Here is a 23,209-nt window from a genome sequence, read left to right on the forward strand (position 1 = left end):
ATTAATATTTCCGTACTTGGTATAATTGCGATGGGGGGACGGAGAAGGCTAAGCAAGCATGGCGATGGTTGTCCATGTGAAAGTGAGTAGGCTAGTGACTTAGGTAAATCCGGGTTGCTGTTAGGCTGAGACACGAGACGAGCACCCAAGGGTGTGAAGTTGCTGATGCCATACTTCCAGGAAAAGCCTCTAAGCTTCAGATTATACCGAATCGTACCCCAAACCGACACAGGTGGTCAGGTAGAGAATACTAAGGCGCTTGAGAGAACTCGGGTGAAGGAACTAGGCAAAATCGTACCGTAACTTCGGGAGAAGGTACGCTCCTATCTGTGATGAGATTTACTCTCTAAGCGGACGGGAGCCGCAGTGACCAGGTGGCTGGGACTGTTTATTAAAAACACAGCACTGTGCAAAATCGCAAGATGACGTATACGGTGTGACACCTGCCCGGTGCCGGAAGGTTAATTGATGGGGTTAGTTTTCGGACGAAGCTCTTGATCGAAGCCCCGGTAAACGGCGGCCGTAACTATAACGGTCCTAAGGTAGCGAAATTCCTTGTCGGGTAAGTTCCGACCTGCACGAATGGTGTAACCATGGCCACGCTGTCTCCACCCGAGACTCAGTGAAATTGAAATCGCAGTGAAGATGCTGTGTACCCGCGGCTAGACGGAAAGACCCCGTGAACCTTTACTACAGCTTGGCACTGAACATTGAACCTACATGTGTAGGATAGGTGGGAGACTTTGAAGCAGCGACGCTAGTTGTTGTGGAGTCGTCCTTGAAATACCACCCTTGTAGTTTTGATGTTCTAACGTTGGCCCCTGAATCGGGGTTACGGACAGTGCCTGGTGGGTAGTTTGACTGGGGCGGTCTCCTCCCAAAGAGTAACGGAGGAGCACGAAGGTTGGCTAAGTACGGTCGGACATCGTACGGTTAGTGTAATGGTAGAAGCCAGCTTAACTGCGAGACAGACACGTCGAGCAGGTACGAAAGTAGGTCATAGTGATCCGGTGGTTCTGAATGGAAGGGCCATCGCTCAACGGATAAAAGGTACTCCGGGGATAACAGGCTGATACCGCCCAAGAGTTCATATCGACGGCGGTGTTTGGCACCTCGATGTCGGCTCATCACATCCTGGGGCTGAAGTCGGTCCCAAGGGTATGGCTGTTCGCCATTTAAAGTGGTACGCGAGCTGGGTTTAGAACGTCGTGAGACAGTTCGGTCCCTATCTGCCGTGGGCGTTTGAGAATTGAGAGGGGTTGCTCCTAGTACGAGAGGACCGGAGTGAACGAACCGCTGGTGTTCGGGTTGTCATGCCAATGGCATTGCCCGGTAGCTACGTTCGGAACTGATAAGCGCTGAAAGCATCTAAGCGCGAAGCAGGCCTCGAGATGATTTCTCACTAGACTTTTAAAGTCTCTGAAGGGCCGTTGAAGACTACAACGTTGATAGGCAAGATGTGGAAGTGGTGTGAGCCATTAAGCTAACTTGTACTAATTACCCGTGAGGCTTAACCATACAACGCCAAACGCGTTTTGTGACAGAAACAAGCGACAGAAGTTAATAGCTAAAGTAGATAAATACTTAGACTTAAAAAATATTATCAGAATTTTCCAAATTTAGTTGGTACGTGAAAACGGACTGACACCCTAATTTGCTTGGTAACCATAGCGTTTTGGACCCACCTGACCCCATGCCGAACTCAGTAGTGAAACGAAACAGCGCCGATGATAGTGTAGCATTTGCTATGTGAAAGTAGGACATTGCCAGGCTCCAAATTCAGTCGAAGGACTTAAAGCTTAATAAATAAAAATAAGAAAATTGAACAGAATTTTCTTGGTAACCATAGCGTTTTGGACCCACCTGACCCCATGCCGAACTCAGTAGTGAAACGAAACAGCGCCGATGATAGTGTAGCATTTGCTATGTGAAAGTAGGACATTACCAGGATTCAAATTAAAGAAATCCGTTACAGCGATGTAATGGGTTTTTTGCTGTCTGGGGTTTAATAAAAAGCCAAGATCTCATGCTAACTCAGTCTTTGTAATGCCCGCCCTTGTAAATCCTTTGAGCCATAACATTCATATCCTTATAGAAAGCTAAGCCATTATAGGCAAAGTCAAGGCGCACATCGTGCTCAGTGTAATCAGTTTTTATAGCCCCGCAAAATGATTAAGGCTTATTGCGGGTTGGTATTGCTTTGATATAGAAAATATCACTTTGAAATAAACATTAAGTTCATGCTTATCTGCTATTTTATTCATGTAACATAGCTAGGCGTGCAGAAGTTGCGCGTGTTAAAATCAAATTTTTATAAATACTAAAATAGAGGTGTCAATTGCCCACTGCTGACTACCAAACTGTACTAGATGAAATAGCACACGAAGTGCGCCCTTTGTTATCACAAGGTAAGGTTGCGGACTATATACCTGCACTTGCTGAGGTTTCTAGCGAGCAGTTTTCTATTGCTATTTATACCACTGATGGCGAAACCATTTGTGCGGGGGATTGCTCAAAACGTTTTACTATTCAGTCAGTTTCTAAAGTAATGACACTTACAATGGCGCTACAGCGCTATGGCGATGAACTATGGCATCGGGTAGGTAAAGAGCCCTCTGGTACCGCGTTTAATTCTCTTACGCAGTTAGAGTTTGAAAAAGGCGTACCACGTAACCCTTTCATTAATGCTGGCGCGATTGTGACGTGCGATGCTTTGTACAGTCGATTATCAGCACCTCGCCACTCAATGCTTGAAACGTTTAGGCTACTTGCAGGTAATAGTGCAATAGTGATTGATAAAAAAGTGGCCAATTCTGAGTACGAGTTTAGGCATAGAAATGCGGCAATGGCGCATTTAATGAAGTCGTTTGGTAATTTTGAGAATGACGTCGATGACGTACTTTGGTCTTACTTCAATTTTTGTGCGATTGAGCTTAACTGTATTGAGCTAGCTAGAGCGTATAACTTTTTAGCGAATAAAGGGGTTGATTACAGCTCGGGTAAGCGCGTTTTGAGTAGTCGCCAGAATAAACAATTAAATTCGATTTTATTCACCAGCGGCTTATATGATGCGGCAGGTGACTTTGGCTACAGAGTGGGAATGCCGGGTAAATCGGGTGTGTCAGGCACTATATTAGCGGTATTACCGGGTAAGTTTACAGTGGCAGTATATTCACCAGGGCTTAATGAATTTGGTAACTCGGTGGCGGGGATAGCAGCATTAGAGCTGCTATCTAAAAAGCTCGATATTTCGATTTTCTAAAATACCGCAATAGGGAGCACGTAAAGCTCCCTATTTATTGGTCCCAGTACACTTGCTCAAGGCAGTCTTCGCGCTCTGGCAACCCACGTGATAAACGTGGAGAGTGCTGTACTAATACCTCGTAACTTGCGCGGTTAGCGTACTTACTAATTTGTGCAAGAGAAGAGTAGGTAATGGCCTTTTGTTCGTGTTTTGCTGAGTTAGCGACATTTAACTTATGATAAACGTTTGCTGATAAATCGTGTAACACGGCAGCCAACGCACAATCGCCAGCACCATTGGTGTTTTTGATTGAATCAGGCCCACCCATGAATGGCGCCGTATGGCTATACGCTTTTATCGGGTTTTCGCAATCGGATTTTTTCATTGCACGAGAAAACTCATAGCGATTAAAATCGGCAATGGCACCTGGTAATAATGGGTACTCGGTTGCACGTTTAAAGCTCTCATCAACGTAACCGGCCATAAATAAGCCTTTTTCGCCAGCGGTACAAATAACTAAGTCTACCCAGTCAAGTGCTTTGTCTGCGGCTAATAATGGGTCTTCAAAGCCAGTAATTGCTAGCCCTTCTTCTTCGTTCATGGCAAGTATATCGACATGCTCGTTTACAAAGTTAGCCCACCAGGTTGGATCTTGCTCAATTAAAAACTTAGTGCCGAGTGTTAAAACTACCGGTACACCTGCATCGTTAGCGTATTTAACTGCTTGCATGGTTGCTTCAGTCATTGTTTCATCACCCTGTGTACGCATTAGGTAGGCGCTGATCACAAGTGCTGATGACTGCTCAATTAAGTGTTTATCGATAGACTCAGGCTTTAAGTGATTCATTAAACCGGCGCTAATTGCGAATGTACGCTCACCTGTTTCATCAATTAAGGTAAAACAACGGCCAATAGGGCCATCCACTGGTTGTAAATAATCTAAATCAACGCGGCTTGATGTGTTACATAAAAAGCGGTAGGCATAGCTGCCAATTTTTATGTTTTCACTCATAACACCGAGCAATACTGAACGGTCATCTGCTAGTACAGAGTAGTTATGCATTGTGTTACCAATGGTGCCACCGGCAAATTCGTAATCAACCATGTCGTTTAGTTTTAAACGGTCGTAAAGTGCGTTGGTAATATCGCTATCAATAACTTGCGACATTCCTCGGCGAAGTTGAAACTCGTCTAAAAAAGCCTGATCGACTTTGGCTTCAATATCAACAACGATCTGATCGATACCCGTAATGTAGCTACGTTGTAATCGCTCAGTTGCGTTTAGCTGATTAGTAAGTGGATCTTTAGCTTCCACTGGAAAATAATGTTTATGTCTGCGGCGTCCAGGAAATTTCATTTGCTACCTGTGTTGTGAGCTAAATAAAAAAAGCGTGAGATTATAGCGTAAATCACACTCTATGAGCCACGATAAACCACATTATTTTGTTTTATTTTTGCAATAATTTAATCAATTACGCATTTTAAACAGGCAAGTTGATATAATAGCGAGAGAAAATTTATTTAAAGTAAGCACTATGAACGATCTTAAAAGCGATGAGTATTGGATGGAGCAGGCATTAGTTTATGCCAATAAGGCGCAGCAATTGGGCGAAATTCCGGTAGGAGCTGTCCTTGTGAAAGATAACACGCTTATTGCAGCGGGTTATAATCGTTCAATTACTGATAACGACCCCTCTGCGCACGCTGAAATGATTGCAGTTCGTGAAGGAGGGAGAGCTTTAAATAATTACCGTTTAATTGATTGCACTTTGTACGTTACGTTAGAGCCGTGCTCTATGTGTGCCGGGCTGTTAGTGCATAGCAGAATAAAGCGGCTTGTGTACGGTGCGCCAGATGCTAAAACAGGCTCGGCTGGGTCTATTATGAACTTATTGCAAGAGCCGAGGCTGAACCATCAAGTAGAAGTATTAGGTGGGGTGCTTGGTCAAACCTGTGGAAGTACTATTTCGGCGTTTTTTAAACAACGCCGAGAACAAATTAAAGCGGCTAAAAAAGCAGCTCGTCAAATTAGTGACTAGTTAGCCTTATCTGAATCTACTTCTATCATTTGCTGCATCGCAAACATGCGACGACGCCAAATAATTTTTTTATGTAAGTTACGTAGCATAATACGACGTCTGGTGGCTGTTGAATGAATAATATTGCGTTTTAGTTTTTGCGTGCGTCTACGTTTTAGCATGTGTTCTCCTAATGCGTGAGAGTGAGAAAGGCACAAGATATATATTAAAAATCAGGTAAATATACTATAAACACACATTAGTGATCATTTCATGACAAGTAAACAGATTTTTAATTTAGTTACTAGAGTGGTTAGGCCTGAAGGGGAAATTAGCGCCTGCTAAAACGAGGAAAGAATCGTTTAATGCCACATTTTAATGTTTCACAGGCCTGAATAGCCCATTTAAAAACGTAAATATAAACGCTTTACTGAGACTGCTGCGTGTTATTTTCACCTTGCTTACTTTTTTCTTCAGGTGAGAGCGAAGGGGTAGGTTCGGTTTTATCGTTGTTTATAGGCTCTTTGCTTGGTTGAGCTGCTTTTTCAACTTCAGGTGCTTCAGGTTCTGATTCAGGTTCTGATTCAGGTTCTGGCTCTAGGGCGTTATTTTCATCAAGCCATACAAGTGCATCGTAATACCTGCGAATGTTATCAACATATTTTACCGCAACATCGCCACGCGCATAGCCGTAACGGGTTTTACGGTAATAACGTTTTTTGATTAAAAGTGGTAATCGCTTTTTAACATCGGCCCATTTATCAGGGCTCGCCCCTTGTTGTTCGGTAATAATGCGCGCGTCGTTAACGTGCCCCCAACCTACATTATAGGCTGCCAGTGCAAGCCAAGTTCTATCGGGCTGCGGGATTCTGTCGGGGATGCGTTTAACGAGCTTAGCTAAGTATTTAGCTCCGCCACGGATGTTTTGCTCTGGCTCTAACCTATTTGTTACGCCCACCTGTTTAGCGGTACTGCGTGTCAGCATCATAATGCCTCTTACACCTGTAGGCGATTTAGCGCGAGGGTTCCACATAGATTCCTGGTAGCTAAGCGCAGCAAGTAAGCGCCAGTCAAGGCTACCTGCATATTGCTCAAACCAAGGCCTGTAAGTGGGGAGTGTTTCTTTTATAGCTTCTATGTATGCAAGCGTATTAACGTAGTTAAACTGGCGTACGTGCCCAAAGTACTTTTCTTCGAGCACATACAGCTGGTTACTTTGTTTTACGTCACCAAAAAAGGGCACTAGCAGTGCATAAAGCGAATCATCTTTTGATTTATTAAGGATCCAAGCTATGGGGTCATTTCGGGTAACTGAAAAGCCAATACTTAAATTTGGGTGGTAGCGTCTAAACAGCGAAAGCGTGTGTGAGTCGGCGAGGGTGTAATCTATTTCGCCATCGATAACGGCTTGTAAAAGCTCCTCTTCATCGAGTTCTTCGGTTTCTTGCCAAGTTAAATCTGGGTTACTCTTTTTTATTTTTTGTAAGGTTAAAGAGTGGCTACTTTTGGCTATAACTGTAAAGTTTCCATCAAGGTCGTCAAATTCACGTGGGCGAACTCGACCTTGTTTATAAACCAACTTTTGGCTAATTGTTCTGTAAGTGGGGCCATAGCGATATTGCTGTGCACGTACTTTGTTGTAGGTAAGTCCTGAGGCTATTAAGTCTAAATCACCACTTTCAAGGCGCTCAAACATATCGGATAAATTAAAAAACGGCACTATTTCTAGTTCAACACCTAGGTAGTCGGCAAAAGCTTGAGATAGCTCGTATTCAAAACCTTGCTCGCCTTGCACGGCTTGGTAGTAGTTGCTGGCACTGGCAAGGGTACCTACACGTATTTTGTTTTGTGCTTTAATTTGGGCAAGTTGAGTTTGTTGCTCCTGCATATTACACGCACACAACAACATAACTAAAGTGATGATAATTATTAGCTTTTCTTTCAACATTAACCGCCCCATAAAGCTCATACCCCGTTATACCAAAACTTCACTATGGCGTCACTTAGCGTTTAGCTTTTATTGGTAATTTTGCTGCTGTTTATATAAATAAAAAGTTAATTTTCTGAAAAGCGCAATTTGGAGTTAAAACTCGGTGCTACATAGACTATAATGCCTGCCTAAAATATCGTTCAATCCCTAACCCCGGATGAAATTATCTATGTTGATCCTTCGTGGTGCACCAGCACTTTCAGAGTTCAGAGTTAATAAAATTTTAGCGCGTTGCAAACTATCGCAACTTCCAGTCACCAATGTATATGCCGAGTATGCACATTTTGCCGATTTAACCTCGCCTTTGAGTGTTGATGAGCAAACTAAGCTTGAAAAACTACTTACTTACGGTCCAACTATTGCCGAGCATACCCCAGCTGGCACACTTATTTTAGTTACCCCTCGCCCTGGCACCATTTCACCATGGGCATCTAAAGCAACCGACATAGTGCATAACTGTGGCCTTAAACAGGTTCACCGTGTTGAGCGTGGTATTGCTTATTACGTAGAAGGTGAACTAAGTGCAGATCAGCTTGCTCAAGTAACGGCGTTATTACACGACCGTATGACTGAGGCAACGCATAGCGAACTTGCTTCTGCAGCGCAGTTATTCCGCAATGATTCGCCTCGCGAAATGTCATCAGTTGACATTTTAGGTGGCGGGCGCGAAGCATTGGCTGCGGCAAACGTTGAACAAGGTTTTGCGCTTGCTGATGACGAGATAGACTACTTAGTAGAAAACTTTAAAAAGTTAGGCCGTAACCCTAACGACATAGAGTTATTTATGTTTGCCCAAGCAAACTCAGAGCATTGTCGTCATAAAATATTTAATGCTGATTGGACAATTGATGGTATTGAGCAGCCTAAATCACTGTTTAAAATGATCAAAAATACATTTGAGCAAAATCCTGAAAATGTGCTGTCGGCGTACAAAGATAACGCAGCAGTAATGAAGGGCTCAAAAGCGGGTCGTTTCTTCCCGAATGCGCAAGGTGAATATGCGTATCATCAAGAAGACATAGAAATTTTAATGAAGGTAGAAACCCATAACCACCCAACAGCTATAGCACCATTTTCAGGTGCGGCTACAGGCTCAGGTGGTGAAATTCGCGATGAAGGCGCAACAGGCCGCGGCTCTAAGCCAAAAGCGGGTTTAGTTGGTTTTACTGTTTCTAACTTACGTATTCCGGGTTACGAGCAACCGTGGGAAAGCGACTTTGGCAAACCTAATCGTATCGTAAATGCGCTTGATATTATGATGGACGGCCCTTTAGGTGGCGCGGCATTTAATAATGAGTTTGGACGTCCTAACTTATTAGGTTACTTCCGTACCTACGAAGAAAAAGTAACAAGTCACAATGGTGAAGAGGTGCGTGGTTACCACAAGCCTATTATGCTTGCAGGTGGTTTAGGTAATATTCGTGCTGATCATGTTCAAAAAGGGGATATTCCAGTCGGTGCAAAACTTATTGCACTAGGTGGCCCTGCAATGAACATTGGTTTAGGCGGCGGTGCAGCGTCAAGCATGGCATCGGGCCAATCAAACGAAGATTTAGATTTTGCTTCTGTACAGCGTGAAAACCCAGAAATGGAACGCCGTTGCCAAGAAGTGATCGATAAGTGTTGGCAACTAGGGGATGAAAACCCTATTGCGTTTATACACGATGTAGGCGCCGGTGGTTTATCTAATGCGTTTCCTGAGCTTGTAGATGATGGTGGCCGTGGTGGTAAATTCCAACTACGTGATATTCCTAACGATGAGCCGGGCATGGCCCCACACGAAATTTGGTGTAACGAATCGCAAGAACGTTATGTACTGGCTGTTGCTGTTGAAGACTTTGATCGCTTTGAAGCCATTTGTAAGCGCGAGCGTGCGCAGTACGCAGTAATAGGTGAAGCCACAGAAGAGCGCCACTTAACTGTTGCCGACAGCCACTTTGATAACAGCCCTGTTGATTTGCCGCTTGATGTATTATTAGGTAAAGCACCTAAAATGCATCGCGATGTAACTTCAAAGCAAGTTACCGGTAAGGCAATTGATGCAGAGTCGATTGATATAGCTGAGGCTGCTCAGCGTTTATTACGCTTACCTACCATTGCAGAAAAAACATTCTTAATTACCATTGGCGATCGCTCGGTTACCGGTTTAGTAGCACGAGATCAAATGGTGGGACCTTGGCAAGTACCTGTGGCTAACTGTGCAGTTACCGCAGCAACGTACGACACTTACCACGGTGAAGCTATGTCACTGGGTGAGCGCACGCCGGCAGCACTATTAAATTACGGTGCATCGGCGCGTTTAGCCGTGGCAGAGTCGTTAACTAATATTGCCTGTGCCAACATTGGTAGCCTAGAGAACATTAAGTTATCGGCTAACTGGATGGCTGCAGCAGGTCATCCTGGCGAAGACGCGGGCCTTTACGAAGCTGTAAAAGCGGTAGGCGAAGAGCTTTGTCCTGCGCTTGGTTTAACTATCCCTGTAGGTAAGGATTCTATGTCGATGAAAACGACATGGAAAAACGAGGATGATAGTGCTGAGCAATCAGTTACTTCTCCGTTATCTCTTATTATTACTGCTTTTGGCCGTGTTGACGACGTGCGTAAAACAGTGACTCCGCAGTTACGTACTGATAAAGGCGATACATCACTTATTTTAGTTGACTTAGGCGCGGGTAAAAACCGACTGGGCGCATCAAGCCTTGCACAGGTTTACAAGCAGCTTGGTGATGTTACTCCAGATGTTGACAGCCCTGAGCTACTTAAAGGCTTTTACAATGCCATGCAAGCACTTGTCGCTGATAGCAAGCTACTTGCCTATCATGACCGCTCAGACGGTGGTTTATTTACTACTGTAACTGAAATGGCATTTGCTGGGCACACCGGTGTGACTGTTGATTTAGCGGGTTTAACCGGGACAGACCTAGAAGCCCTTTATAACGAAGAGCTTGGCGCGGTAATTCAAGTTGCTAACAGCGATTTAGATGCCGTAAATGCTGTATTTGAACTACACGGTGTTGCTGCAATTAGCCACGTGATTGGCTCGCTTAATAGCGACGATAGCATTGTATTTAACCGTGGTGAGCAAACTGTACTTAATCATACTCGTACTGAATTACGTACCTTTTGGGCCGAAACAACGTACCAAATGCAAGCACGTCGTGATAACCCTGATTGTGCTAAGCAAGAGTTTGATGCCAAGTTTGATGCAAAAGATCCAGGCTTAAACGTAAAACTTAACTTTGACTTAAACGAAGATATAGCCGCACCGTACATTGCAACGGGCGCTAAGCCGCAAATGGCTATTTTACGTGAGCAAGGCGTTAACTCGCATTTAGAAATGGCTGCTGCGTTTAACCGTGCTGGTTTTGCCGCTGTTGATGTACACATGAGCGATATCCTCGAAGGGCGTTTAACCCTTGAGCAATTTAAAGGCTTAGTGGCATGTGGTGGTTTCTCTTACGGTGACGTATTAGGCGCCGGTGAAGGCTGGGCTAAGTCTATATTGTTTAACGATATGGCACGCGATCAGTTCCAAAACTTCTTCCACCGAGAAGACACCTTTAGCTTAGGTGTGTGTAATGGTTGTCAAATGTTATCAACATTGAAAGAGTTAATTCCGGGTACTGATCATTGGCCACGTTTTGTAACAAATAAGTCAGAGCGTTTTGAAGCACGCTTTAGCTTAGTTGAAATACAAGAAAACCCGTCTGTATTCTTTAATGGAATGGCTGGGTCGCGTATGCCAATTGCTGTATCTCATGGTGAAGGCCATGCTGAGTTTGCAAACGATGCTGCCACTAAAGCTGCGCTTGAAAGCGGCACTGTTGCGGTTAAATTTGTAGATAACTACGGTAATCCGACAACGCAATATCCGGCTAACCCGAATGGTTCACCAGAGGGTATTACCGGTATTACCTCTACTGATGGCCGTGCCACTGTAATGATGCCGCACCCTGAGCGTGTATTCCGCGCTGTTGCTAACTCGTGGCACCCAGATGAGTGGAAAGAGGATAGCCCATGGATGCGTATGTTCCGCAACGCACGTAAAAATGTAGGTTAAAAACGACATATACAAGTTAGATTCATAATCTAGCTGTAAAATAAAAAAGGCTGCACTGTGCAGCCTTTTTTGATTGCGTAGATTTAAAATTACGATAGTTTGTAAAGTATAAATAAAAGCTTATAAGGACAGTATGTTAAAGCGCGTTGGTTTAATTATGGGTGCTGTATTGCTAAGTATAGTTTTGCTTGGCTATATATTTCGTTTGCCACTATTGCAATGGGTTGTAACGCCTGAACTTGAAAAAGCAGGTGTTACCTTAAGCTGCTTAGATTTTTCGCTTACGAGTAAGTTAAATGTGCACGTACAAAAAGCCTGTTTAAGTTACCAAAATCAAGAGCTTGCTCTTACAGGTATTACTGCTAATACTAAGCATGTTAAAGTTAAACACGCAATACTTAATGTAAATCCATTTCCTCAAAGTAGTAAAACAAGCACTGCTGCCACAATTTTAGATTTAGCGCTTCCTGAAAAAAGGCCAACAATTACAGTTGAGCATTTAACTATACACAGTGCGCTTTTAAAGCGTCCGCTAATGCTAAATATCACCGAGCCCACGCTTAACCAGTTTGTAGTCAATGGTGATTTAAACGCAAGCGCAACGCTTTACAATAATAAGGTACAAGGGCAGCTTAAAGTTAATGATGGATTATTGAAGCAACTACTTAAAACAGATAATGAGTTATTAAGTGGACTTAGCTTTAATGCAGCGCAGGCATTTAGCTTTAACGGAGTAGAGGCAAGCCTTAGTGGTGATTTACAAGCCCAGTATGACTATAAAATACAAAGCTGCGATATAACAAACAGATCCAAAGGTGTGCTAAGTGCTACCTATAATTTAAATAGCCAAAACCTTGAGCTTGACCCAAGCAAGCTTAAAAACAATGTAAAACTTAGTAATAACTGCCAATCTCTTATTCCTGAAAGTGCCTACAAGTCATTTGCTGTAAAGCAGCTTCCACTTAATTGGCAATGGGCTTTAGCTAAACGAATTAACTTTGCACATAACAACCTAACCTTACCGTTAATAACGCTCAAAAGCGCAGAGCAAGCCAAGCAAAATATAGATATAACGTTTACAGATACGTTTATAAATACTGCTGCACCGTTACAAAGCGCCCGCACACAGCTAAAGGCACAGCTACATACAGATGAAATAGACGCTATAACGCTAAATACGCAGCTTAAAAACGCTCAACTAAGCGGTAATTACGATATTGCGCTTACCGCTTTGCCTGAATTTTTACCGGCTGAAGCTAATAATATTAAAGCCAAGGGGGACTTTACAGTTACTCAACTTATTGACTTTAAGCCCGAAGGTAACGCACGTATTGAGTTTAGCTTTGATAGCGCAGCTGCTTATGGCAGCGCTTTTAACGGCTACACAGGTAACCTTGAAGCAAGTATGAATGAAAAGCTCGATGCAAAAGTAACGCTTAAAAGTAAGCTTAAAAGCGTGCAATACAACGAGTATAAACTCAGTGGTATTAATAACATCCTTAATGCAAGAGCAAACTTAGGTGTGGGTGAGTTATTTGCTCACTTAAATGCAAACACCCAAATAAATACACTCATTAGTCCAAATATCGATTTAAATACAATAAACGTAACGTCAACCGGGCTGCAAAGTCGCGCGCTTAAAGCGTCTCATCATGTATTTGTAAATGGTGTTGAGCTGGTGGCCAATCACCATGTTTCAAAGGTAGCGCATCCGTTTGAAGTGATTATTCCGCAGCAAAGTGTGCTTTCGTTAAATTCAATCGTTAGCCAATTTGAGCCGTTAGCTCAGCTAACCCAAGGAAAATTGGGTGGGCGTATAAGTGGTGATGTGAATTTACAAAAAGCAAATTTTACTTTAACGATGACTGATACCAGTGCACTTTATAACGACTACTTAGCTAATCAATTTAGTATGCAGATAGGTGGGCAGTACGATTCAGGGCAGCTTAATGTTGCCCCTACTACCTTTAATCTAAATGAATTACGTGCAGGCGCTGTAGTTAAAAGTATCACTGGTAGTATTAAAGTGGTTAATAATAGCGCGCAGGCCTTTGATGTTGAAGGCGATATTTTTGGTGGTAAATTTTCTTTAGATAAATACACGCTTTTAAAGCAGCAGCAAACAGCTAATGTTACGTTTGAAAATGTTGATGCCAGTAAATTAATAACGCTTGACGATAAGTCGGGTATTACCCTAACAGGTAGGCTAAAAGGGTCGTTACCATTTTATTTTGATGACACAGGGGTTGAGGTAAAAAGTGGCAGCCTAACCAATCAAGGCCAAGGGAAGCTTATTATTAGTAATAACGAAGCGTTTGACGCTGTTATGCGCCAGAAACAAGAGTTACAACCTGTGCTTGGGTTGCTCAAAAACCTTGATATACAAAAACTTAATAGTACAGTAGCGCTTAAAAGTGATGGCTGGTTAAACTTAGGTGTTAACTTACAAGGCTTTAATGAGCCAGAGCAGCAACAAGTTAACTTTAATTATAACCACGAAGAAAACGTGTTTACGTTGCTAAGAGCGCTTAGACTGAGCGACGAAATAACGCAAAAAGTTGAGCAGCAATACTCTAAAAAAGGAAACTAATGATGAAAAATTTGTTGAGCATTAAGGCCGTTATTGCACTTGCTGCTATTAGCGCTTTAAGCGCATGTACCCACAGAGTAGAGGTGGCAGCGAAAGAGCCGATAACGATCAATCTAAATGTAAAAGTAGATCACGAAATTCGAGTAAAAGTAGATAAAGAACTCGATAACTTATTCAGTGACGACAGTGAATTATTTTAGGAGCTAAATGATGACTATAAAAAATAAATTAAGTATTGCTACTCTAGTAAGTGCGGTATGTTTGTCGTTTTCGGCGTGGGCTATTAGTTTAGATGATGCTAAAAACCAAGGCTTAGTGGGTGAAGATAGCTCAGGTTACTTAGGGCTTGTGGTACAAAACAGCGAGGCAAAAGCCGTGGTTGAAGAAATTAACGCTAAACGTAAAGCACAGTATTTAAAGCTGGCTAAAAAGAACGATTTATCGCTGGCACAAGTAGAAGCGCTTGCAGCAGCTAAAACAATCGAAAAGACCAAAAGTGGCCACTATATTGAAGTGAATGGTAACTGGGTTAAAAAGTAATACAAGCAGCTAAACATATTACTTAAAAATCGAGCGTTTAGGCGCTCGGTTTTTTTATATTTGCTAAAAGTTGCTGCCAAAAGTCGAAGCCTTTGCGCCTTGCAAGCTTTATATTGTGCTCTGGTATAGATTCAGGCTCGTTATAGTGATCAAGCGCTTCGCTCATACTCAGTTCGCGAATTAAATGCAGTGTAGGGTAGGGGGCTCGGTTGGTGTAATTTGCCGCATCATCTTCATCGCTGTCGGCAAACACGTAATCGGGATGAAAATTAGCAATTTGGTATTTACCTTCAAACCCTTGCGCTACCAGTAAGGCATTGGCTAAATCGACTAAATCTAAAAAGTCTTCAAAATCGCTAAAGCCGTTATCAAACAGTATTAATGTGGTTTCGCGCTCTGGATTTTGATCAAGCTGCACACACTGCTCTAGCATGTCCATTACAGCGTCATCAATTTTTGTTGCAGGGCTAAGCACATAATGAATACAGTTGTTTTCTACTTCTTTACGGGCAAATGGGCAAAAGTTATATTTAACAATAACAGATGACACCCACTCGCGGGTTTGGGCGATTGCTTGATGAGTCATGCTTTTGGCTCTAAATACTGATTTATAATGGTTAATGTTTTTTCAATGGCGCCTTGGTTTTTTACTACACATTGCTGCGCTTTAATACCCAAGCTTTGGCACGCTTTGGTGTTTTGGCTTAAATTAATTAATTGTTTAGCAAGCTCATCGGTATTTTCAACAACGACAGCCCCTTTAAGTTTAATTAGTTCAGGGTAGATATGATCAAAATTATACGTATGTGGGCCTGTAATAACACCAACCGAAAAAGCAGCAGCTTCAAGTGGGTTGTGCCCACCTCGGCGTATTAAACTGCCGCCTATGTAACTTACATTCGCTGCGCCATATAAACACTGCAGTTCGCCCAGTGTATCAGCTAATAGTACTTGCTCGTTTTGATAGTTATTGTTGCTGCGACGACTAAAGCTAAGTGGGCTTTGAGTTAGCGTATCGGCTACTTTATCAAATTGCTCTGGGTGGCGCGGTGCAATAACTAAAAGTGCATTAGGGTATTTTTTTAATAGCTGCTGATGGGCGTTTAATATCATTTCGTGTTCAAGCGGGTGAGTAGAGCCTGCCACCCATACAAAACGTTCATTGGTTTTATACTCGGCTTTAAGATTTGCAACTTTAGTTAGTTGCTCATTGCTTGGCGTAATGTCGAACTTTATTGAGCCTGTAACATGGCTTTTTGAAGGGGGTAAACCAAGTTCAACAAAGCGCTTAGCATCATTTTTATTATGACTGGCAAGCACTGAAATTGAACGCATAATTATATGCGTTAACCCTGCCACCTTTTGATACCCTTGTTGCGATTTTTCGCTTAGGCGAGCATTAAGCACCAATACCGGAATAGTCTTTTTATGGCTTATTGCCATTAAATTAGGCCACAGCTCAGTTTCTAAAATACACAGTGCTTGTGGATTTACGCGCTTTAAAAATCGAGCGCTCGAACCAGCAAAGTCTATAGGTAAATAACAACACACCACGGTATTTTTAAATTGTTCACTAATTTGCGCACGCCCGGTAGGAGTATTGCAGGTAATAAGCATATTAAGCTGCGGGTGTTGTTTTTGCAGTGCTTTAATCAGTGGCGTTGCAGCAAGGACCTCACCTACAGAAGCGCAGTGGAACACAACCGGTTTAGCGCTATTATTAAATAAGTGTTTGCTAATAAAACCAAAGCGCTCTTTAAAGTGCGCGCGGTAGCCTATATTTTTTTTACCTCTTAGTACATACAAGTAAAATACAATCAGTGGGCTAATTAAAATTAAAGCGAGTGAGTAAAAAATGCGTGCCATACTGAACTTTTATTAAGGTAAGTGGCGCTAGTTTAACGCGAAAGTGATAATTTCTGAACATGTGAAGCACTAAATTATAATTCAGTTCAGCTATATTCCCATAAAATACACACAACTAAATAAAACTATGGAATAATGGATTTAATTTTTTCCTGCCATTTCAGTTCCTAGAGGAATTTTTCATGTCAATTATCGATTCTGTGGCAACAAGCTACGTTGAAAGTTTAAACCGTCATCAAGCCTTATTTGAAACGATGGAGGCTTATCATCAAGAGTCTATGCAATTATTAGAAGCGTGCCACAGTGCATTGCAAGCTGGTGGTAAGGTTATTTGGTTTGGCAACGGCGGCAGTGCTGCCGATGCACAGCATTTAGCAGCCGAATTTGTTGTGCGTTATAAGTTAGAGCGTGGCCCGCTTGCCTCTATGGCGCTGACCACAGATACCTCAATACTGACTGCGCACAGTAACGACTACCACTTTGATACGGTATTTGAACGCCAAGTTCAGGCTTTATGTAAACCAGAAGATTTAGTGATTGGTTTAACAACCTCAGGCACCAGCGCCAATATTAATTTAGCACTTGAAGCGGCTAACAAAATTGGCGCGTTTACGGTTGCCTTAACCGGACGCGAGGGCGGTAAAGTAAAAGACATTGCTAAATTGCCCATTATTATAAAAAATGATGAAACAGCCCGCATCCAAGAGGCACATATGTTTATTGGCCACTGGTTATGTGAAGCTATCGATATGGTTGTTGCGGAGCAGCAGTAATGGATTTATCGCTATTAAAAAACTTATCTAAAGCGCGTATTTTAGTTGTCGGCGATGTCATGCTAGACCGATACTGGTATGGCGATACAGGGCGTATTTCGCCAGAGGCTCCAGTACCCGTTGTTAAAGTAAGCAAGTTTGAAGATAAAGCGGGTGGCGCTGCAAATGTTGCAAAAAACATTGCGCGACTTGATGCCAAAGTGGGCTTACTTGGTTTAATTGGTGAAGATGAAAGCGGGCAAATCTTAGAAACTATTTTAAAAGGTGAAAAAATACATTCACAGCTTGTTAGTGTATGCGATTTGCCCACTATTTCTAAAATGCGTGTAATTAGCCGCCATCAACAACTTGTGCGCCTAGATTTAGAAGAAACCTTTAGCGAGCAGCATAGCCAGTTGTTATTAAACCGTTTAGAGCTGGTGCTTGATGATTACGACTTTGTGGTATTTTCTGATTACAGCAAAGGCTCGCTGAGCTTAATTAAAGAAATGGTTAGCGTTGCTAAAGCGGCGGGTAAAACCGTGCTTATAGATCCTAAATCGCCCGACTTACACTTATACGAAGGCGCAGACTACATTACCCCTAATTTACATGAATTTAATTTGGCTGGGGGTAAAACAGGCTCTGAAGAAATATTAGCACAAAGCGCGCGTGAGCTAATTAGTAAAAATGGTATTAAAGCCATGCTACTTACACGCTCTGAGCAAGGTATGTCATTAATTAACGCTGATGAAAAACACGACTTTGCAGCGCAGCAGCTAGAAGTAAGCGATGTAACTGGCGCAGGCGATACTGTTATAGCCACGCTTGCGGTGATGCTCGGGGCAGGTATGGAGCCTAAAGATGCGGTAGAAATTGCTAATTTAGCCGCAGGCATTGTAGTAAGTAAATTGGGTGCGGCAACGGTTTCACCAGAAGAGCTTAGCCAAAAGCTTGGCCAATACTTGCACATCAATGGTGAGCACTACCAAACTCCGTTTGACGATGTATTGCAACACATTGAGTTTGCTAAGCAAAATGGCGAAACGATAGTGTTTACCAATGGCTGTTTTGATATTTTACACGCAGGCCACGTACGCTATTTAGCCCAAGCCAAAGCACATGGAGATAGGCTCGTTGTTGGTTTAAATAATGATGATTCAATTACGCGTTTAAAAGGCCCTGAGCGCCCTATAAATCCACTTGATGAGCGCGCAATGGTATTAAGTGCACTCGCCTCTGTAGATTGGGTAATTCCCTTTGGCAGCGCTGACGAAAACGACACACCGGCTAAATTAATCGAGCAAATAAGCCCCGATATTTTAGTTAAAGGTGGTGATTACACTGTAGAGCAAATAGCTGGCGCCGATCATGTGCTACGCCATGGTGGTAAAGTAGAAGTGCTGACATTTTTAGATGGTTGTTCAACCTCTAAGGTGATTAGCAAAATAAAGCAGTAATATTTGCTGATTAAATAAAAAAGGGTTGAAAACGCAGTTTTCAACCCTTTTTTTGTTATAAATAGCTGGCTTTAAAATGCTATTTTTAAATATACGGTTTAAAAATTATATTCGTACTTAGCAAACGCTGATGTGTCGTTTTCTGCGCCATCGTTGTTTGATGCAAAAGCGCCGAGCGTTAAGCGCCCGCCCATAGCCAGCTGCCTGTAGCGTAGCTCAACTTGTTTTGAGTTATAACCGGTTTTGGTAATTGTATTACCTAAATCGGGGTTACTAGGGTAACGGTCGCGATTATCGCTGTTGTAATCCACACTACGTAGTTTTACTTGCCAGTCATCGCCATTTGAAAGCTGACCTAAAAGTGTTAATACCACTGACTGTGCATCATTATCAAAGGTTGAGCCAATAGTGCGACCGTGGTAACGATAGCCCGATTTATAATCGGAGTGTTCGTAGTAGCAGTTTTCATTGGTTGATTCGGCCGAGCACGATACACCTGTGTCTATGTATTCAACGTTAACGAGCACATTTTGATTGTAAATGCGCTGCGTAGTTTGAACGCCAAATAAGTACGCTCTGTCGGCTGGTTTGAATTGCGAGCTGGCATCTTCGCCAATTGTACTTGCGTAGATTGCATAGGGGTGACTAAATAAAGTGTCAGACCAACGCACATCTATGCCAGCAAGCTGATTACCAATTTTAGACTCTAGTGAGCTATCACAATTTTCATTGCCATCAATACAACTAGTTTGCCCAGTAATAACATCAATAAAATCACCTGCTGAGCTTGGTTGGCCTTCACCGGCCCACTGCGCAGACCAACTTAAAGCAATTTCAAGCTGTTGTATCGGGCGAAAGTTAACACGACTACTCCAAAGCAGCGCATCAGGAATAACGCGTGTCGATTCTAACTTTGCCATTTGCGCGGTAAAGCTCCATTGCCCAAGCCAACTTAACCAAGGTGTTTCAAACGCTGTGCTTTGCTCACGGGTTACACTTAGTGCCGGCAGTGGCTTTGCATTACCCGACATAATTAAACTGTTATCAACACCTGGGCCCCAAAACTGCTCTACGGCACCGGCTCTAAAAATCCAATTGCCCAAGCGGTAGGCTAAGTAGCTATCGTCAAATGAGGTATCGTTACAATCTTCAAGTGCTTGTTCGTTAGTGGCTATATCATCGGTTGTTTTGCCATTAACTAAGCATTGCTTACCATCGTTACGGTAATTAATGGCTACCTTCGCCGCAAAGTTATCGCCAAGGTAGGCGTAGGCCGCAGAAAGCTCAGATTCTTGTGTGTTGGTTGCCCCAAAGCTGGTGGCTATAATTGGGTCTGATGCGGCGAACGCTGAGAGTTGCACACTGTGCGAGCTGCTGTTTTCTGACTTATAACGATGTTTTACACGAAGCAGTGCATCTTGCAGGCTGGGAGATAAAAGTTCAAGCTTGCTCGATTCTAGCTCGCCAATAAAGCTTTTCCACATTAGCGGGTAGGTGGTTACAGGCGCTAAAATAACACCGGCATCGGCCAGTTGTTGAATGTCAGCTCGTAGACCGTAATCGTCTGGCTTTACCCAGGGCTCTGCTGTTACTGATGCGCTCATAGCGCAAAAAAGAGAAGAAAGTAGAAAGATTCTGTTTCGCAAAGTTCAGATCCTTGTGATTAAGATTGCGGCTAAGTTTACCAATCTAGCATGGCTATTGCAGTAAATAATCTATTTTAAGGCGTTAAATTTGTGTATAAAAATGTAACCTAGCTATCGTAAAAACAATGGGATTGATATACTGCTGCGCAAATAGGAAATAGAGAATGCAATGAGCAACAAACGACTTTTATTTATACCCGTATCATCGCCACAAGGAATAGGTGAATACATGCGCTCGTTGTTGCTAGCCCAAAGCCTTGAAAGTGAATGTCTAGGTTCACTTAATATCCATTTTGTTTTAAATAAACACACGAACTACGCTAAAAACTGCCCATATGATACCACCTTGCTTGAGCGCTCTGCGACTAAAGAGCGCGATAAAGTGTGTGAAGTTATAGCCGATTTTAAACCTGACATTGTAATATTTGATTGTGCAGGGCGCGCTGCTCACATGAAAGCTGCAAAAAAAGTGGGTGCCAAAGTGGTGTTTATTTCTCAGCATGCGAAAAAGCGAGCGAAAGGTTTAAAACTTAATCGTATCAACCTAATTGATAGCCATTGGGTGGTACAGCCCGATTACTGCATTGAACCGCTTAGCTGGGCTGAAAAAGCTAAAATAGATATGTTTTCTTTGGCTATGCCTAAAAATGTGGGCCCTTACATAGCATTTTCATCAGCGTGCGATACCAAACAGGTGTTAAAAAAATATCAGCTTGATGAACAAAGCTACTTTATTGTGAGTGCAGGCTCTGGCGGTCATGTGCTAGATAATCAAAACTGTGCAGATGTTTTTTTTGCCGCCGCAGAGCAAATTTCATTGCAAACAGGGTTAACGGCGGTGGTGGTATTTGGCCCTAATTATAATAAAGCGTTGCCAGTATCAAATACGGTTATAAATTTGGATACGTTAGAAAATAGTGAGTTTTTGTCGCTTATGGAGCAAGCTAAATTTGCGTTGTTAAGTGCTGGCGACACCTTATTGCAGGCGATTGCTGTTAAAACGCCTGCTGTGGCATGTGCTATTTCAAAAGATCAAACACAGCGCCTAGCAAGTTGCGCCACAACTGGCGTGGTAATTAAAGCAAACTTTGAGATTGAAGACATAATAAATAAAGCCAGCGCTTTACTAATAGAGCCGCATTTTAACCAGCTACTAGAAAAATACTCTTTGCTTGAAAGCGCGCATAGCTATGAAGAAATAACGCAAGGGGTTAAAAGCATGCTGATGGTTGCCGATAGATGAATATAGTGATTGTAATAGATTCGTTAGCGGGTGGCGGCGCCGAAAAAGTGATGCTAACCCTTGCTCAGCAGCTAGTAAAAACGCATAGCGTTACTATTTTATCGTTGGCTAATAAATATGAGTACACGATCCCTGCGAATATAAAGGTTGAAAGTTTATTCAGTGATAAAGCCACTAAAGTGGATCGCTTTTGGAAAATAAACAAAAGTGTAGCAAAACTAGAGGCGTGGTTTAATAACAAACAAAAACAAACTGGCCCCATAGATTTAGTGCTTAGCAATTTAGATAGAAGCAATAACTTATTGGCTAAAAGTCAGATTAAAAATGTTCACTTTGTTATGCATAATTCTGTTAATGCAGAGCTAGCTAGGCAAAAAAAGCTAGGCCCGTTTTCTTATTACTATCTTAAAAAGTCAAAGCAAAACTTAAACGGAAAATCCTTGGTGTGCGTGTCTAAAGGGGTAGAGCAAGAAATTACCCAAGGGCATTTAATTAGCCCAAGCGCCATCACAACTATTTATAATCCCTTTAATTTAGCAGATATAAAGCGGCTCTCAGATGAGGTTAATACGCAAATTCCACAATCGCCGTATGTTATTCATGTAGGGCGGTTAGCTAAACAAAAGCGCCACGATATTTTATTTGCGGCATTTGCAAAGCTTGATAAAAAATACAAATTAGTCCTTTTATGCAATAAGCCTAGCAAAGCATTTAAGCTTGCAAAAGTGTATGGTATTGAGGGACAACTTATAGTGCCAGGGTTTGAACAAAATCCGTATAACTGGATTAAGCAGGCTGAGGCATTAGTATTAAGCTCTGATTTTGAAGGGCTCCCTACAGTGTTAATTGAAGCATTAGCTGTTGGCACGCCTGTAGTAAGTACTAACTGTACGTTTGGACCGAGCGAAATTTTAACAAACGACTTGGCTAAATATTTAGCGCCTGTAGGGCATAGCGATGAGCTAGCGGCTAAAATTGAGCTGGTTTTAAACACTAAGCCTAATGTAGATAATGCCGACATTTTACAAAAGGTAACGGCTGAACAGGTTGCTAAGCAATACCTAGCTTTGTGATGTTAATTGCCCTTTATAAATAGCCAATAAAGTTTGCCAGTCATTACTTTGCCAATAAAAAGCGTTGTTACGTCCTTGCTCTTTTAAAAATGAGCGCTCTAAACGTGCCATATTACTTTGTTGCCATTGCTTATTTAATGGTTTTATTTCGCCGCGATCAAAATCGATAATATAAACCTCGCCCGTTTCATTAAATAAAATATTATTTATATTCAAATCGGCGTGGTACACACCTTTTGAGTGAAACAGCGCAACAGTATTGGCAATGCGCTTGAGCTCATCTTCTGTTAGTGGGCGTTCAATTAAAATATCGAGCAGGCTTTTAGCCCCTTTTACAGCCTCTGTAATTATATCGCCACGATAAATTAAGCCTGCGGTTGTTACCTTAGCGGCAATGGGTTTTGGTACATTTAAGCCAAGCTCAATAAGCCTTATCATTAAGCTGAACTCTTTATACACACGGGTACTTTTAAGCCCAGGGTAGAGGTACTGATCGCTTAACAACTTGCCAACTAAACCGCCGCGCCAATAGTGCCTAAGTACAGCGGTTAAATTATTGTGTTTAAAAAACCAGGCTGTGGCGCGGCCTTTTTTAGCACCGACTATTTTATTTTGCTGTTGCCAATAATCTGCATCAAACCAGTTTAAATCAACCTCGTTAAAATAATCTGGGTGGCTTAAAATAGTGTGCTTACCTTGCGTTAGTGTTTTAAACATAGCTCGTTAA

The 23,209-nt window shown here is 42.4% G+C and carries 17 protein-coding genes and 3 rRNA genes (1 of these 20 only partly in view); 13 read left to right on the forward strand and 7 right to left on the reverse strand.

Features of this window, described 5'->3' with window-relative positions; genetic code table 11:
* The 4 genes from VOI46_RS03755 to glsB form a co-directional block, all read left to right on the forward strand.
* Positions 1 to 1,518: ribosomal RNA gene (locus tag VOI46_RS03755) — 23S ribosomal RNA — on the forward strand (it extends 1,369 nt beyond the left edge of the window).
* Positions 1,519 to 1,657: 139 nt separating this feature from the next.
* A 5S ribosomal RNA gene (rrf, locus tag VOI46_RS03760) occupies positions 1,658 to 1,772 on the forward strand.
* A gap of 63 nt (positions 1,773 to 1,835) precedes the next feature.
* A 5S ribosomal RNA gene (rrf, locus tag VOI46_RS03765) occupies positions 1,836 to 1,950 on the forward strand.
* 388 nt (positions 1,951 to 2,338) lie between these two features.
* Positions 2,339 to 3,262 (forward strand): glutaminase B, encoded by a 924-nt coding sequence (gene glsB / locus VOI46_RS03770; protein ID WP_004588579.1) that lies wholly within the window; start codon positions 2,339 to 2,341, stop codon positions 3,260 to 3,262.
* 34 nt (positions 3,263 to 3,296) lie between these two features.
* Here glsB and VOI46_RS03775 read toward each other — a convergent pair whose 3' ends face one another.
* Positions 3,297 to 4,601, reverse strand: a complete 1,305-nt coding sequence (locus tag VOI46_RS03775; protein WP_004588578.1) for an inosine/guanosine kinase — start codon at positions 4,599 to 4,601, stop codon at positions 3,297 to 3,299.
* Between the two features lie 178 nt (positions 4,602 to 4,779).
* On the opposite strand from VOI46_RS03775, the gene tadA reads away from it, so the two are divergent.
* Entirely contained in the window at positions 4,780 to 5,283 is a 504-nt protein-coding gene (tadA, locus tag VOI46_RS03780; RefSeq protein ID WP_004588577.1) for a tRNA adenosine(34) deaminase TadA, read from the forward strand.
* Here tadA and VOI46_RS03785 read toward each other — a convergent pair.
* Positions 5,280 to 5,444: a hypothetical protein gene (locus VOI46_RS03785; RefSeq protein WP_004588576.1), complete on the reverse strand. Its 165-nt coding sequence runs from the start codon at positions 5,442 to 5,444 to the stop codon at positions 5,280 to 5,282. The genes tadA and VOI46_RS03785 overlap by 4 nt on opposite strands.
* A gap of 245 nt (positions 5,445 to 5,689) precedes the next feature.
* Entirely contained in the window at positions 5,690 to 7,210 is a 1,521-nt protein-coding gene (gene mltF, locus VOI46_RS03790; RefSeq protein ID WP_004588575.1) for a membrane-bound lytic murein transglycosylase MltF, read from the reverse strand.
* A gap of 211 nt (positions 7,211 to 7,421) precedes the next feature.
* On the opposite strand from mltF, the gene purL reads away from it, so the two are divergent.
* From purL to VOI46_RS03810, 4 genes are all read left to right on the forward strand, one after another.
* On the forward strand, positions 7,422 to 11,312 hold the full coding sequence (gene purL / locus VOI46_RS03795) for a phosphoribosylformylglycinamidine synthase (RefSeq protein ID WP_004588574.1): 3,891 nt from the start codon (positions 7,422 to 7,424) through the stop codon (positions 11,310 to 11,312).
* Positions 11,313 to 11,445: 133 nt separating this feature from the next.
* A complete protein-coding gene (locus tag VOI46_RS03800; RefSeq protein ID WP_004588573.1) occupies positions 11,446 to 13,902 on the forward strand; it encodes a YdbH domain-containing protein in 2,457 nt (818 codons plus the stop codon).
* Positions 13,903 to 13,904: 2 nt separating this feature from the next.
* Positions 13,905 to 14,102: a YnbE family lipoprotein gene (locus VOI46_RS03805; protein WP_004588572.1), complete on the forward strand. Its 198-nt coding sequence runs from the start codon at positions 13,905 to 13,907 to the stop codon at positions 14,100 to 14,102.
* A 10-nt stretch (positions 14,103 to 14,112) separates the two neighbouring features.
* Positions 14,113 to 14,442, forward strand: coding sequence for a YdbL family protein (locus tag VOI46_RS03810; protein WP_004588571.1), 330 nt, complete (start codon positions 14,113 to 14,115; stop codon positions 14,440 to 14,442).
* Positions 14,443 to 14,479: 37 nt separating this feature from the next.
* Here VOI46_RS03810 and VOI46_RS03815 read toward each other — a convergent pair whose 3' ends face one another.
* The gene (locus VOI46_RS03815; RefSeq protein ID WP_004588570.1) at positions 14,480 to 15,028 is read right to left on the reverse strand and encodes a DUF1415 domain-containing protein; all 549 of its coding nucleotides are present in this window, start codon (positions 15,026 to 15,028) and stop codon (positions 14,480 to 14,482) included.
* The gene (gene waaA, locus VOI46_RS03820) at positions 15,025 to 16,308 is read right to left on the reverse strand and encodes a lipid IV(A) 3-deoxy-D-manno-octulosonic acid transferase (protein ID WP_004588569.1); all 1,284 of its coding nucleotides are present in this window, start codon (positions 16,306 to 16,308) and stop codon (positions 15,025 to 15,027) included. Before waaA ends, VOI46_RS03815 begins: the two co-directional genes overlap by 4 nt.
* 182 nt (positions 16,309 to 16,490) lie before the next feature.
* On the opposite strand from waaA, the gene VOI46_RS03825 reads away from it, so the two are divergent.
* Both VOI46_RS03825 and hldE read left to right on the forward strand, forming a co-directional pair.
* On the forward strand, positions 16,491 to 17,081 hold the full coding sequence (locus VOI46_RS03825) for an SIS domain-containing protein (RefSeq protein ID WP_004588568.1): 591 nt from the start codon (positions 16,491 to 16,493) through the stop codon (positions 17,079 to 17,081).
* Positions 17,081 to 18,520, forward strand: coding sequence for a bifunctional D-glycero-beta-D-manno-heptose-7-phosphate kinase/D-glycero-beta-D-manno-heptose 1-phosphate adenylyltransferase HldE (gene hldE, locus VOI46_RS03830; RefSeq protein ID WP_004588567.1), 1,440 nt, complete (start codon positions 17,081 to 17,083; stop codon positions 18,518 to 18,520). The genes VOI46_RS03825 and hldE overlap by 1 nt, the downstream gene beginning before the upstream one ends.
* 98 nt (positions 18,521 to 18,618) lie before the next feature.
* On the opposite strand, the gene VOI46_RS03835 is transcribed toward hldE, so the two are convergent.
* Complete coding sequence (locus VOI46_RS03835; protein WP_004588566.1) at positions 18,619 to 20,124, reverse strand: capsule assembly Wzi family protein; 1,506 nt, start codon at positions 20,122 to 20,124, stop codon at positions 18,619 to 18,621.
* A gap of 211 nt (positions 20,125 to 20,335) precedes the next feature.
* Between VOI46_RS03835 and VOI46_RS03840 the strand changes: the two genes are divergently transcribed.
* Together VOI46_RS03840 and VOI46_RS03845 are read left to right on the forward strand one after the other, a co-directional pair.
* The gene (locus tag VOI46_RS03840) at positions 20,336 to 21,409 is read left to right on the forward strand and encodes a hypothetical protein (protein WP_039972329.1); all 1,074 of its coding nucleotides are present in this window, start codon (positions 20,336 to 20,338) and stop codon (positions 21,407 to 21,409) included.
* Positions 21,406 to 22,482, forward strand: coding sequence for a glycosyltransferase (locus VOI46_RS03845; protein ID WP_004588564.1), 1,077 nt, complete (start codon positions 21,406 to 21,408; stop codon positions 22,480 to 22,482). The genes VOI46_RS03840 and VOI46_RS03845 overlap by 4 nt, the downstream gene beginning before the upstream one ends.
* Here VOI46_RS03845 and VOI46_RS03850 read toward each other — a convergent pair.
* On the reverse strand, positions 22,471 to 23,199 hold the full coding sequence (locus tag VOI46_RS03850) for a 3-deoxy-D-manno-octulosonic acid kinase (protein ID WP_004588563.1): 729 nt from the start codon (positions 23,197 to 23,199) through the stop codon (positions 22,471 to 22,473). The two genes, VOI46_RS03845 and VOI46_RS03850, sit on opposite strands and share 12 nt — an antisense overlap.
* Positions 23,200 to 23,209: the final 10 nt, after the last annotated feature.

Source organism: Pseudoalteromonas sp. CuT4-3 (genome assembly GCF_035666335.1).
GTDB classification, from domain to species: domain Bacteria; phylum Pseudomonadota; class Gammaproteobacteria; order Enterobacterales; family Alteromonadaceae; genus Pseudoalteromonas; species Pseudoalteromonas atlantica.